This is a genomic window from Komagataeibacter sucrofermentans DSM 15973 (assembly GCF_040581405.1).
GTDB lineage: Bacteria > Pseudomonadota > Alphaproteobacteria > Acetobacterales > Acetobacteraceae > Komagataeibacter > Komagataeibacter sucrofermentans.
The window spans coordinates 323,151-336,010 of sequence record NZ_CP137157.1; the positions used below are offsets into that span (position 1 = coordinate 323,151).

The 12,860-nt window shown below is 65.5% G+C and carries 14 protein-coding genes; 4 read left to right on the forward strand and 10 right to left on the reverse strand.

The window, feature by feature from the left end:
- Positions 1 to 61 precede the first annotated feature (61 nt).
- From R5N89_RS01550 to R5N89_RS01575, 6 genes are all read right to left on the reverse strand, one after another.
- On the reverse strand, positions 62 to 1,048 hold the full coding sequence (locus tag R5N89_RS01550; protein ID WP_110569969.1) for an SDR family oxidoreductase: 987 nt from the start codon (positions 1,046 to 1,048) through the stop codon (positions 62 to 64).
- Between the two features lie 127 nt (positions 1,049 to 1,175).
- The gene (locus R5N89_RS01555; RefSeq protein WP_110569970.1) at positions 1,176 to 1,754 is read right to left on the reverse strand and encodes a YqaA family protein; all 579 of its coding nucleotides are present in this window, start codon (positions 1,752 to 1,754) and stop codon (positions 1,176 to 1,178) included.
- A gap of 40 nt (positions 1,755 to 1,794) precedes the next feature.
- Positions 1,795 to 2,274 carry an OsmC family protein gene (locus R5N89_RS01560; RefSeq protein ID WP_110569971.1) on the reverse strand — a complete coding sequence of 160 codons (480 nt, stop codon included), beginning with the start codon at positions 2,272 to 2,274 and terminating at the stop codon, positions 1,795 to 1,797.
- 41 nt (positions 2,275 to 2,315) lie between these two features.
- Entirely contained in the window at positions 2,316 to 3,911 is a 1,596-nt protein-coding gene (locus R5N89_RS01565) for an ATP-binding protein (protein ID WP_110569972.1), read from the reverse strand.
- 8 nt (positions 3,912 to 3,919) lie between these two features.
- A complete protein-coding gene (locus R5N89_RS01570) occupies positions 3,920 to 4,639 on the reverse strand; it encodes a response regulator (RefSeq protein WP_110569986.1) in 720 nt (239 codons plus the stop codon).
- A gap of 77 nt (positions 4,640 to 4,716) precedes the next feature.
- Positions 4,717 to 5,739 (reverse strand): cysteine synthase A, encoded by a 1,023-nt coding sequence (locus R5N89_RS01575; protein WP_110569987.1) that lies wholly within the window; start codon positions 5,737 to 5,739, stop codon positions 4,717 to 4,719.
- 152 nt (positions 5,740 to 5,891) lie between these two features.
- Here R5N89_RS01575 and R5N89_RS01580 point away from each other — a divergent pair, with 152 nt between their 5' ends.
- Positions 5,892 to 6,302, forward strand: coding sequence for a rhodanese-like domain-containing protein (locus tag R5N89_RS01580; protein ID WP_110569988.1), 411 nt, complete (start codon positions 5,892 to 5,894; stop codon positions 6,300 to 6,302).
- Positions 6,303 to 6,399: 97 nt separating this feature from the next.
- Here the strand turns inward: R5N89_RS01580 and R5N89_RS01585 are convergent, their stop codons facing one another.
- Positions 6,400 to 7,329 (reverse strand): DUF2272 domain-containing protein, encoded by a 930-nt coding sequence (locus R5N89_RS01585; RefSeq protein ID WP_110569973.1) that lies wholly within the window; start codon positions 7,327 to 7,329, stop codon positions 6,400 to 6,402.
- A 212-nt stretch (positions 7,330 to 7,541) separates the two neighbouring features.
- On the opposite strand from R5N89_RS01585, the gene R5N89_RS01590 reads away from it, so the two are divergent.
- Positions 7,542 to 8,540 (forward strand): aldo/keto reductase, encoded by a 999-nt coding sequence (locus R5N89_RS01590; protein WP_110569974.1) that lies wholly within the window; start codon positions 7,542 to 7,544, stop codon positions 8,538 to 8,540.
- Positions 8,541 to 8,576: 36 nt separating this feature from the next.
- On the opposite strand, the gene R5N89_RS01595 is transcribed toward R5N89_RS01590, so the two are convergent.
- Together R5N89_RS01595 and R5N89_RS01600 are read right to left on the reverse strand one after the other, a co-directional pair.
- A complete protein-coding gene (locus R5N89_RS01595; RefSeq protein WP_244192271.1) occupies positions 8,577 to 8,936 on the reverse strand; it encodes a hypothetical protein in 360 nt (119 codons plus the stop codon).
- A gap of 56 nt (positions 8,937 to 8,992) precedes the next feature.
- A complete protein-coding gene (locus R5N89_RS01600) occupies positions 8,993 to 10,762 on the reverse strand; it encodes a Na+/H+ antiporter (protein WP_244192272.1) in 1,770 nt (589 codons plus the stop codon).
- 279 nt (positions 10,763 to 11,041) lie between these two features.
- Between R5N89_RS01600 and R5N89_RS01605 the strand changes: the two genes are divergently transcribed.
- Entirely contained in the window at positions 11,042 to 11,968 is a 927-nt protein-coding gene (locus R5N89_RS01605) for a DnaJ C-terminal domain-containing protein (protein WP_110569975.1), read from the forward strand.
- Positions 11,965 to 12,294 carry a chaperone modulator CbpM gene (locus R5N89_RS01610; RefSeq protein WP_110569976.1) on the forward strand — a complete coding sequence of 110 codons (330 nt, stop codon included), beginning with the start codon at positions 11,965 to 11,967 and terminating at the stop codon, positions 12,292 to 12,294. The genes R5N89_RS01605 and R5N89_RS01610 overlap by 4 nt, the downstream gene beginning before the upstream one ends.
- Positions 12,295 to 12,343: 49 nt before the next feature.
- On the opposite strand, the gene R5N89_RS01615 is transcribed toward R5N89_RS01610, so the two are convergent.
- Complete coding sequence (locus R5N89_RS01615) at positions 12,344 to 12,751, reverse strand: hypothetical protein (RefSeq protein ID WP_244192273.1); 408 nt, start codon at positions 12,749 to 12,751, stop codon at positions 12,344 to 12,346.
- Positions 12,752 to 12,860 lie beyond the last annotated feature (109 nt).

A 12,860-nucleotide genomic window follows, 5' to 3' on the forward strand; every position in this document is an offset into this window, starting at 1 on the left:
AAAAAGGCGGCGTCTTTAGAAGCTTTTTGAAAAAAGCTTCACCAAGAACTTTTATCAGTTTTCAGCTTTTCCTGCGGCGCAGGGCCAGCAGCACGATGCCCATCAGCCCCGTTACGGTGGCAAGCTGGGCGTGGCGGCTGGTCAGCAGGAACGGCATGGCCTTGCGCGTGATCATGTCAAACCGGCCATGGGCGGCATAGGCGCCCGGCACGGTTTCATACAGGTCATCAGGTTCGTTGCCCGCCACTGGGGTTTTTTCCAGCTGCTTCGCGTAGCCCTTGCCCGACAGCCAGCGGTCTGACAGGCCGGGCAGGAAGGTGGACAGCGCCCAGTTGCGCACGCCCGACAGGCCCACCCAGATGTCGCGCTCGCGCCCGAAGGCGGCGCGGCAGATGGCCTCGGCGGCGATTTCAGGCTCGTACACCGGCCCCATCGGCTTGAGGCGCTTGCCGGTGTGGTTGCGTGTCCACGAAAAGCGCGGCGTGTTGATGGCGGGCAGGTGCACCAGTGCGATATGGATGCGATCGCCATCATGCAGGATTTCGGGGCGGATACTCTCGGAGAAGGCGCGCACGGCGGCACGCGCTCCGTTTTCCACCGCCTGCAGCGGCGGCGGGCGCAGGCTGGCCAGCCGGTCGAGATTGACGATGGTGCCGTGGCCGCGACGGCGCATGCGGGTCAGGGCCGCGCGGGTGCCGTTGACGGTGCCAAGATAGGTCACTTCGGTCGCGCGGCGGATCTCATCGGCCTCAAGGGCTGCAACCTGCCCGGTTACGGTCGCGCCCGCGCAGTTGATCCACAGCGTGATGGGGCCGAGCTTTTCTTCTATTTCCTCAGCCGCCTGTTCCACCGCCGCCGCATCCGCCACGTCGGCGCATACGATATGGGTGCGCACGGTGAGTTCGCGCAGTTCGGCGGCGGCATCATTGAGCCGGTCGCGGTTGCGGCCAAGCAGGGCGACATCGCACCCGGCCCGGGCCAGTGTGCGGGCCGTGGCGCGGCCGATTCCCGCGCCCGCTCCGGTAATGACGGCAACCTGCTGCGGCATGAATGATGCTCCCACCCGTTAGTAACAAGAACCGCGCGGGCAACGCCGCGCGGGCTTAAAAACACGATGGGCACCCTATCACGCCCTGCGGCGGGCGAACACCATCACGCGGGCAGGGGTGCTCCCCTCAGATATATTTCAGCGCCACGATGCCACCCACCAGCACGACCGCGAACAGCCCGGCCATCAGCGGCAGGCGCTTTTCGATAAAGCCCTGGATCGGCGCGCCATAGCGGCGCAGCAGGGCGGCAAGCAGGAAGAAGCGCGTGCCGCGCGTGACCGCGCAGGCCAGCAGGAACGGCACCAGCGACAGATGCGCCGCCCCGCTGGCAATGGTGACGAATTTGAACGGAATGGGGGTCAGCCCCTTGATGAGGATGATCCAGATACCCCATTCCCGGAAGCGGTCCTGCAGGGTCTGCAATGTTTGCTCGGCATGATAGAAATGCACGATGGGCATGGCCGCGTATTCCAGCAGGAACGCGCCGATGCACCAGCCCAGCACCGCCCCCGCCACGGAGGCTATGGTGCAGATGGCGGCGAGCCGGAAGGCCCGCTCGCGCTGCGTCAGCACCATGGGCAGCAGCATGATGTCGGGCGGCAGCGGAAAGACGCTGGCCTCGGCAAAGGCGATCACCGCCAGCCAGATGACGGCGTGCCGGCTGGCGGCGAGGGCAATGATGCGGGCATACAGGCGATCAAGCATTATCGGGCAATGCCATTAACCCCCTGCGTGCAGCAAGAAATTATTGCGCGCTGGTCACGCGTGGTTCGCAGGTCACGGGAAAGCGTACCGAGCGCGCGATGCAGCTGCGCATGGCGGCATCGTGGTGCAGGTCGATCACCTGCTGCACGTCATGCGCGGTGGAAAGGGCGGCGTGGGGCCGCAGGATGACCTGCGTGAAGGAGAATGACCCGTCCTCGAATTCCTCCAGGATACCCTCGGCATGGTCGGCATAGGACAGGATTCCGATTCCCATCGCCGTGCACAGGTGGATGAACCAGAGCTGGTGGTCCGCGCACAACGCGCCGAGCAGCAGTTTCTCGGGGTTCCATTTCTGGGAGTCGCCGCGAAAGGCGGGCGAGGCCGAGCCGTCAATGACCGGCCGGCCCGTGCAGTGCAGCTCGTAGCTGCGTTGATGATGGGCCTGCCGGGAAGCCCCGTCATGTTCGCCGTTTCCGGTCCATAGAAGGGAGACCTGATAACGGTGTGTTCTGTCCGGCATCGAGCGCTATATCCTGAATTGTCCGTTACTGGAATCGGACCTTAGCAGACAAGTGTGACCGTCACACGTAATCCATGCGGGTGTCGGTTGCCTAGCCGGATATCGCCGCCAAGCCCCCAGATAATGTTGCGTGAGATGGACAGGCCCAGCCCCGTGCCGCCGGTTTCGCGGTTGCGGCTCTGTTCGGCGCGGACGAAGGGGTCGAACATGCGCTCGAGATCCTCTGTGGGCAGGCCGGGGCCGTCATCCTCGATCAGGATGGTGACGGTTGTTTCCGCGCCGTCCTCGCCCGTGCCCTGGCGGGGTGGCAGCAGCACGATCCGCACGCCGTCGCCATATTTTATGGCGTTGGTGACAAGGTTGCTCAGCGCGCGCTTGAGCGCCATGGGGCGCGCGCGCACCAGCACGTCGGGCATTTCCGATGAAAACGCGATGCTGTCCGCCGCATCGAGATAGGTCTCGCAGGCTTCATCGGCAATGGTCTGCAGCAGGGCGGTCAGGTTGACCTGCCCCATCGGCTCGCGCTGCGAGGCGTCGCGGCCAAAGGCCAGGGTGGCGGCCACCATGGCCTCGAGTTCATCAAGGTCGGCCAGCATCTTGGCCCGCATCTCGTCATCCTCGATGAATTCGGCGCGCAGCTTCAGGCGCGTGATCGGCGTGCGCAGGTCGTGGCCGATGGCGGTCAGCATCAGCGTGCGGTCGGTCAGGTAGCGGCGGATGCGGTGCGCCATGGTGTTGAAGGCGTGGGCGGCCCGCGCCACCTCGCTTGGCCCGTCCTCGGGCATGGGGGGCGCGTTGACGTTACGGCCCAGCTCCTCGGCGGCGGCGCCGAGCGTGCTGACCGGCGCGATCAGCCTGCGCACGCCCCACAGGATCAGGATGCCGCCCGCGAAGGTCATGATAAGGAAGGCAATGGGGAAGGTGGGCGAGCGGAACGGGCTGGGCCGGGGCAGGATGTAATGGATCGTGACCCACCGCCGCTCATCGGGCAGCAGGAAGGCAACCGCCCGCCTGCGCCCCGATGCGGGCGAGATCAGCACCTGCTCGGGGCGCATCGATTGCGGCAGCGGCCCCATGCCGGGGTCGTTTTCCGGGCCGAAGCCATGCGGGCCACCGGGTCCGCCCGGGCCGTCGGGGCCAAAGGGGCCAAAAGGGCCGTGCGGCCCGTGCGGACCAGGGTGGCTGAAGGGCACCGGCCCCATGTCATCGGGCATGTGGCCGCCATTCCACTCGCCCGGCGGCATGTGGTGCGGGGGGCGCGGGGGCAGCGCCATGGCGTTGATCATGTCCGGCTCGGGGCCGGGGGTCAGCGTGATGTGTACGCTATCGGGCAGGTGCAGCGCCGCAAGTTCGCGGTCGCGGTCCGAGGGCGCGGTCTCCACGATGGCGCGGTAATAGGTGAACATCTTGCTGCGCGCGCGCTCATAAATCATGCGCTGGTCAAAATCGAACCGGTCGAGCGCATGGATGGTCAGCCCGATGATCTGGATGATGCCCAGGCCCCCGATCAGCAGCAGCGTGGTGCGCGCGGCAAGCGATTGCGGCACAAGGCGGCGGCTCAGCCGTTGCCATGCACCCGGCGGCTTTTCCTGCGGTGGGGGCGGGGACAGGAAGGATGAACCGGAGAATGGCTGCACGGGGCGGCTCAGCTACGCTCGACCTCGGCTGCGAGCACGTAGCCTCCGCCGCGCACCGTCTTGATCAGTTGCGCGTTGCGGCCGTTATCTTCGAGCTTGCGGCGCAGGCGGCTGATGGCCACGTCGATGGCGCGGTCGAACGGACCGGCCTGCCGTCCGCGCAGGAGGTCGAACAGCATGTCGCGCGTCATGACCCGGTTGGCGCGGTCGAGCAGGGCGAGCAGCAGGTCGTATTCGCCGCCGGTCAGGGGCACTTCCACCCCTTCGGGGTTGTGCAGCCGCCGCCGCCCGGTATCGAGTGTCCAGCCTGCAAAGCGCAGCGTGTGCAGCACCGGCACGCTGCGCGGGTCTGGCGTGTCGGAGGCCCGGCGCAGCACGGCGCGGATGCGCGCGAGCAGTTCACGCGGGTTGAAGGGCTTGGGCACGTAGTCATCCGCGCCGAGTTCAAGGCCGATGATGCGATCGGTATCATCGCCCATGGCGGTCAGCATCACGATGGGCACGTTGGCCTGCGTGCGCAGCCAGCGCGAGATGTCCAGCCCGCTCTCGCCTGGCAGCATGAGATCGAGGATGACCAGCTGGTAATGCCCTTCCCCCCACCGGCGGCGGGCTTCCTGCCCGTCACGCGCGGTGGTGACGCGCAGTTCATTGCGTTCGAGGAAGCGTGCCAGCAGGTCACGGATCTCGCGGTCATCATCAATGATGAGGATATGCGGCAGCGGGTTCATGGCCATATCTTACACCATGGCGCGCAGCGCCGCATCCGGTGTTTCACTCCGTTTCAATGGCCCTGGCCGCAGGGTGTTCAGGCCAGCCAGGAAGGCACGGGCAGGTTTTTGCCGCGCAGGAACTCCGGGTTGAACAGCTTGGACTGGTAGCGCGCGCCGCCATCGCACAGGATGGTGACGATGCGGTGCCCCGGCCCCATGGCGCGGGCCACGCGGATGGCGGCGGCGATGTTGATGCCCGCCGACCCGCCAACCGAAAGCCCTTCATGGATCAGCAGGCTGTAGATCTGCTCCAGCGCCTCGGGGTCGGGGATGCACACGGCATCATCGAAATGCAGCCCCTCAAGGTTGCCGGTCACGCGCGACTGGCCGATGCCTTCGGTCACGGAAGAGCCGCTGACCGAAAGATCGCCCGATTTCACCCAGCCATACAGGCCCGAGCCTTCGGGGTCGGCCAGCACGATGCGCGGGCGCGCAACGCCAGCCTTGCGGGCTTCATCCTCCAGCCCCAGCGTCACCCCCGCCAGCGTGCCGCCGGTGCCGCACGAGCAGGTGAAGGCATCGAGCTTTCCGCCCATCTGCTGCCAGATCTCGGGGGCGGTGGTGTGGCGGTGGCCTTCGCGGTTGGCGGTGTTGTCGAACTGGTTGGCCCACACGCCGCCAGTCTCCTCGGCCAGGCGGCGCGAGACATGCACGTAGTTGCCCGGATCGCGGAAGGGCTTGGCGGGCACGAGGCGCAGGTCGGCCCCGATCATGCGCAGGAAGTCGATCTTCTCGCGGCTCTGGGTCTCGGGCATGACGATGATGGAGCGGTAGCCGCGCGCATTGGCCACGAGCGTCAGCCCGATGCCGGTATTGCCTGCCGTGCCCTCGACAATCGTGCCGCCGGGCTTGAGCGTGCCGCGGCGTTCGGCATCATCGATGATGGCCAGCGCCGCGCGGTCCTTGACCGAACCGCCGGGATTCATGAATTCCGCCTTGCCGTAGATCTCGCATCCCGTGATGTCCGACGCATGGCGCAGGCGGATCAGCGGCGTATGGCCGATGGCTGCGGGCATGTCAGCACTGGGGGAGGAGACGGGATTTGCACTTTCGGCCATAAGGCAGCACCTTCGCTTGATCTGGGTCGTACCATGCGGCACGGCAGGCCGGGTGGTGGCCATGCAGCGCCTGTTGCATCCTTAACTATCAGGACGGGGGCAGGGCTGGCATATCCCCGCTGCACAGGTTTTTCCAGCCGAAAGGAAACATGATGATTGATGATATCTCGCCCGCCGCCGCGTGGGCTGCGGTCAGTGACCGCCCCAACGCCCACCTGGTGGACGTGCGCACCCCCATGGAATGGGAACATATTGGCGTGCCTGACCTTTCCGGCGCGGGCCGCACGCTGGTGCGCGACAGCTGGCAGCTGCCGCCTGCAGGCCAGGTCAACCCGGACTTCCTGACCACGCTGGAACAGGCCGGGATCGGCAAGACCGACGAGATCTATTTCATCTGCCGCTCCGGCGCGCGCAGCATGGCAGCCGCCCATGCAGCGTATGACGCGGGCTATCACAATGTTTTCAACGTGGCCGACGGTTTCGAGGGGCCGGAAGACGCGACGGGCAGTCGCGGTCGCCTAGCGGGCTGGCAGGCATCCGAACTGCCGTGGACGCGCGGCTGAGGGGCCGTGCGGAATTGAAGTGAAAGTTTTTGGGTGCCGCCTTTTTTAAAAAAGGCGGTGTTCTTCCTGAAAGAAGCTTCACCAAAAACTTTTGGGGTTACTGGTCGGCCTGCGGCTCGCGGTCGGCGTCGTAATGCACCTGCAGCACCACGCACCACGGGTAGCGGGAGTCGAGGCTTTTGCCGTGGCTGTCGGTCAGGCGGCCATTGGGGCCTACGGGCACATGCGTCAGGGCCACGGCATCGTCGATATTGCCGCCAATGATGCTGATTTCGTGGCCAAAGGGCGCATCATCATGCGGACCCGCCACCACGATGCCGCAATGGGCGGGAAAGCCCTGCGGCGTAGGCAGGTCACGAAAGCGCACCGACTTGCTCGCCCCGCGCCCCACGCAGATCAGGTCGCCCATTTTGGGCGCGTAACGGGCGGGATTGCGGGCCTTGACGCCCTTCTCCTGCCCGGAGGCTGCGGCGTTGATATAGGTGGCGTGGTTGGGGGAATAGGCGAAGCGGTCATTGGCCCCGGCCACCCGCATCACGTATGAGATGAACGCCGCCGACCATGCATAATAGCCATCATGCACGAAATCGGTGATGTGGCCGTTCGCGTCATGCTTGCCATCCCATGAGGATTCGGTCTCGGCGGGGTCCTGGCCAATCCACCAGTATTCGCCCACGCGCTGCCACAATCCCGCCGTGCGTTCGGGCTTGACCACGGTCGTGGTCGGCTCGGGGCGCAGCAGCGGGTCGTCATCACTTACCGGCTGGCCGAACAGCCGCCATTCGCGTAGCGCAATGGCCACGACATCCTGCCGGTTGAAGGGTTCGTAGTTACGGGTGGCGAAATCGGGCACATGGGTGTTGACCGCCAGCGGCCCGGCCCCGTTGGCATACTGCGCGACCGGTGTGGTGGCCCGATGGGCCTGATCGGCAGGCGTATGCGCGCACGCAGCCAGCACGAGCAGGGGGGCGAGCAGGACTGTCTTGCGCAAGGGGCACTCCGTAACAGGTAACGTGCCTCTACCCATACGGCGCGGACCGGCCTTGCGGAAGGGGTGCGCCCCCTCCCGGCCCGAAAAAGAACGCAACGCCGCCACGCGCTTCGTGTTGTGGGGAGCAGGCAGGGGCGCGCATGCCTCAGCCGTGGCGGGGCGGGTAACGCTACATGCCATGCCGTGGCACATTGTGGCTGGCGGTCATCCCATCGCCACGATCGTATTCACCATAAGGGAGAACATTCATGACGCAGGCGCCTGTTACGGAAACCATCCAGATACGGGGGCTCAAACATCCCGTTTCGCGCATTGCGCTGGGCACGTGGGCCATTGGCGGGTGGATGTGGGGCGGCCCGGATGACCGCAACGCCATCGCCACCATCCATGAAGCCCTCGATCTGGGCATAACGCTGGTCGATACCGCGCCTGTGTACGGTTTTGGCCATTCGGAGGAGATCGTGGGCCAAGCCCTGGCCGGGCGGCGCGACAAAGTGGCCATCGCCACCAAGGTCGGACTTGACTGGAAGGATGACCACAAGCCCTTCCGCAACAGCGCGCCTGCACGCATTCGCAAGGAAATCGAGGATTCGCTGCGCCGCCTGCGCACTGATTACATCGACCTCTATCAGGTGCACTGGCCCGATTCCTCGGTGCCGATGGAAGAGACCGCCCGCACGCTCGAGGCCCTGGTGCGCGAAGGCAAGGTGCTGGCGCTGGGGGTAAGCAATTTCTCCATCGCCCAGATGGATGCCTTCCGCGCGTTCGCCCCGCTCTGTGCCGTGCAGCCGCCCTACAACCTGTTCGAGCGCGCGATGGAGCACGACATCCTGCCCTATGCCCGCCAGCACGACCTGGCCATCCTGGCCTATGGCCCGCTGTGCCGTGGCCTGCTGTCAGGCAAGATGACGGCGGAGACGAAATTCGGCGCCGATGACCTGCGCAGCGCCGACCCCAAATTCCAGCCGCCCCGTTTTGCGCATTACCTGCAGGCCGTGCGCGAATTGCAGGACTTCGCCCGCGAGAAGCACGGCAAGTCGCTGCTGGCGCTGGCCATACGCTGGGTGCTCGATCAGGGGCCGACCATTGCCCTGTGGGGCGCGCGCCGCCCCGACCAGATCGCTGCCGTGGCCGATGCGATGGGCTGGCACCTGAGCGCTGATGACCGGCGCGAGATCGATGCGATCCTTGCGCGCTGCATCCCCGACCCGGTTGGCCCCGGCTTCATGGCGCCTCCGGGCGCCTGACGGGTGCTGCCCCGTGCCCTGCGGCTCCCGCAGGGCTCAGGGGTCGACCGAGTCGCCCACGCTGGTGCTGTAGCGGGGTTTCCATGCCCCGGCCTCCACCATGCATTCCGAGAAGAAAGTGGTATGTGACGACCCGGCCCATGCCTGGGCGCTGCCGCTGTTCGTGCTGCCCATGGCGCCCACGCCAGCCTTGTTCTGGCATCGCTGCGACGCCGCGACGTAGCGGGGGTCCTTCTCGCTTATGGCGGCCACGAAGCCGCTGAGATGGCCATAGGGCGAGTTGCCGTGCGGATGATGCTCACGCACGTTGAAGTGATGCGAGCGGGCCTGTGCGCCCGCGCTCCCGACGGTGCTGAGGCACAGGCAGGCCAGCAGGATACGGATGCGCAGCAGCATGGGGCGGTTCCTCTTGCGGTTTCGGTCTGCCGGGAAATGGGGTCGCAGTTCTTTTATCAGTCTGTCAGGGCGGGTGTCATGCATCCCGTTTCAGGCAGGGCTGCGCCATCATGGGTGCTGGCATGCGGCAGGCCATCGGGGCGGGGCAGGGAACGGGCCTCGATCTGGAGTTCCTGCTCGATGAAATCAAGCTCCTGATTGATGGTCAGTTCGGTCTCGTCATTGATGAGTTTCTGCACCACCCGCATGTGCAGGCGTTCGCGCATGTGGCGGATGAGGCGGAAGCGCAGCGCAAGCTCGGTTCGTTTTTCGCGGATGGCGGTGGCGCGGATGCTGGCTTCCGCCGCGCGTGAATTGTCCAGCCTGCGCAGCGTGTCCTGATATTCGTGCAGCAGGCGGCCAATGGCTTCCTGCTTCAGGTCCACGCTTTCCGAGCCATCGGGCATGATGTCGAGTTCCTGCTGCGCCAGCACGGCCTGCTCGGCATGCAGGGCCTCGATGGCGGTCTGCGCCAGTTCGATGCGCATCATGTCCAGTTCGTGCAGGCTGGGGTCGTCCTCATCGGTGCTCATGCCGTGCAGCAGCGGCGGAATGGCCAGGCTTGCCAGCACCAGCGAGCAGATGATAACGCCCGCCGCCAGCGTTACCAGCAGGTCGCGACCCGGAAAGCCCGGTCCCGCCAGCGTTGCCACCGGCAGCGACAGCACGGCCGCCAGCGTAATGGCCCCGCGCGTGCCCGCCACGGTCATGAGCAGCACGTTGCGCGCCGACGGGATGACCGTGTTGCGGTGGCGCAGATGGGCGAACAGCCGCCGGGCGGAAATGGAGATCCAGATCCACGCAAAGCGGATCAGGCTCATCATGAGCTGGATGCCCACGATGGCCAGGATCAGGAACCACGGCGAAATGCCGCCCGCGCGCGCAATGGCGGCGCCCCCGCTCACAAGGTCAGGCAGTTGCAGGCCCAGCAGCAGGAAGATCACGGCATTGAACGTGAAGTTCACCATGTCCCACACCGTGGTGGCCTTGAGGCGCGTTTCGGTGCGGGCTTCGTTCATCACCCCGGTGAACTTGACCGTCATGCCGCCCGCCACGGCAGCGAGGATGCCCGAGCACTGCACCGCATCGGCCAGCAGGTAGATGCCAAAGGGCAGCATCATGGCCAGCGTGATGTGGGTGGGCGGGTCGTCATAGCCGCGCACCAGCAGCATGTGCTCCGCCCGGCACGCCGCCCACGCCACCACGATGCCGATCACGATGCCGCCCACCGCCATGAAGATGAAGCTGCCCAGCGCCTGCTGGAACGAGAACAGCCCCGTCATGGCCGCCGCCACCGCGAACTTGAAGCACACCAGCCCCGAGGCATCATTGAGCAGCGCCTCGCCATGCAGGATGTGCACCACGCGGGCAGGCGCGCGCCCGCCCTCGATCATGCTGCCGACCGAGACCGCATCGGTGGGCGACATGACGGCGGCGAGCGCGAAGGCCGCAGGCAGCATGATGGGCGGAATGAGCCAGTGAATGAAGTAGCCGCACGCCAGCGTGGTGAACACCACAAGCCCCAGCGCCATCATGACGATGATGTTGCGCAGCTCGCCAAACTCGCGCATCGGCATGCGGTAGGCATCGGCATAGAGCAGCGGCGGAATGAACAGCAGCAGGAACATGTCGGGGTCGAAGCCGATATTCAGCCCCGCAAGGGCCGCGATGGCCCCCACCGCGATCTGGATCAGTGGCAGGGGCACGGGAATGCGCCCTATGCGCGAAATCAGGCTGCTGATCCCGGTAACGGTCAGTAATGCAAGGGTGATGAAAACGGCATGCATCTGGCGTGGTCTTTTTTATAGTTCTATTGCATTGCGGAAATACTTCATTTTTGCATGAATTAAAAATACAAAAGATGTTATTTTGAAGTTCCTGTTGTGTTATTTTCTTCTGCCAGCCATGCATGGATCGAAGATTTCCCCGCCCTTCATTGACCCTGCTCTCCCCACTTCCCATTATTGAAGCATGAAGGGCCGCAAGGCTGTATTGATGGTGTTCAGGGGGCACGGGCGTGGCGCATGGCCGGGCTGGCCCATTCCTGACGGAGGGATGATTTTTAAGTGAGCAAGGATCCATACGAAGTACTCGGCCTCACGCGCTCGGCCAGCCAGGATGATATCCGCAAGGCCTATCGCAAGCTGGCCAAGAAGTACCACCCCGACCTCAACCCCGGCGACAAGGTGGCCGAGGAACGCTTCAAGGCCATCGGGGCGGCCAATGCCCTGCTGTCCGATGAGGCGCAGCGCGCGCGCTACGATCGGGGCGAGATTGATGAAACCGGCCAGGAAAAAGGCTTCGGCTTTGGCGGTGGCGGCGGCTACCGCGACCATGCCGAAGGGCCGCAGGGCTTCAATTATGGTGGCGGCCAGTTCTCGGAAGATGATCTGGGCGATATCTTCGGCATGTTTGGCGGTGGCGGCGGCGGGTTCCGCCGCAGGCCGCAGGGACCGATGAAGGGGGCGGACCGGCAGTACGCGCTGACCGTAAGCTTCCTTGATTCCGTCAATGGCGGCACGGAACGGATCACGCTGCCCGGCGGCACGCAGCTTGATGTGAAGATTCCGCCCGGCATTACCGATGGCCAGGTCATGCGCCTGCGCGGCAAGGGCGATCCGGGCCATCAGGGCGGCCCTGCGGGCGACGCGCTGATCACCATCACCGTGGCGCCCGACAGCACCTACACGCGTGATGGCAACGACATCCGCATGTCGCTGCCGGTGGACCTGAAAACGGCGGTGCTTGGCGGCAGCATCACCATCCCCACGCCTGCGGGGTCGGTAAAGATGAACGTGCCCGCCCATTCCGACAGTGGCAGCGTGCTGCGCCTGCGCGGGCGCGGGGTCAAGGCGCATGGCAAGACCGAGGCGGGCAACCTGTATGTCAGGCTGGTCGTGACGCTGGGCAAGGTTGACCCGGCGCTGGAGGAATTCCTGCGCAAGGGCACGGCGGATGAGAAGGCGGAGCCAGCGGAGGGCAAGAAAGCATGATTACGATCGAGACCCTGTGCCTGCGCATTGGCAACGTGCCGCAGCAGGACGTGCAGGCATGGATCGACAGCGACTGGCTGCGGCCCGAGGGCGCGCCCGGTCATTACCTGTTTCGTGAGATCGATGAGGCGCGGGCCCGGCTGATTCTTGAACTGCGTGATGACATGGGCATCAATGACGAAGGGATGCCGGTGGTGCTCTCGCTGCTCGACCAGCTTTACGCCGCCCGCCGCCAGATGCTGCGCCTGCGCGAGGCGATCAGCATCCCGCGTGAGAACGAACTGCGTTCCCGCCTGCGCGGCCTGCTGATCAGCGCGCAGGACTGACACAGCCCGACCCCCGTGAGCGCATCCGGCCACGGGGGTTTTTCATGGCTCAGTCCGCGCGGCTGAGTGGCAGGTCGAGCTTCTGGCCCGGCTTGGCGCCCTGCATCTGCAAATCGGCGGCATTGGGCGAGGTCAGGCGGAAGACGGTGCGCGGGTTGTCATTGACCGAGCGCAGCGAAGTATCGTCCTGCACCTTCAGTTCGATGGTGCGGCCCGTCAGCCCCGTGATCTTGCCCAGCGAATCCGGCAGCTTCAGGTAAAGCCGCGCCGCAGGGCCGAGCGCCCTGTTGGCGGCGATGGTGACGGGCTGGAGGCCAAGCGCCGTCCACTCGCCCGTATAGGCGCCGGGACCATAGGGGGGCTTGGGGTCGGGCTGGTCGGCGTGGGCCACGCCAGCACCCGCGATCACGCCGGTCAGGCCCAGCGCTGCGATCGCCATGTGGAGGGGTTTCATCATCGGGTCATCCTGCCTGTTCATTTACCGTTCACAATGCAGGCGGGGGGCGGGCAGGGCAAGCGGCAAGCCCCGTGTGGCCGGTCTGCGGCCCACGCCAGTCCATATATTT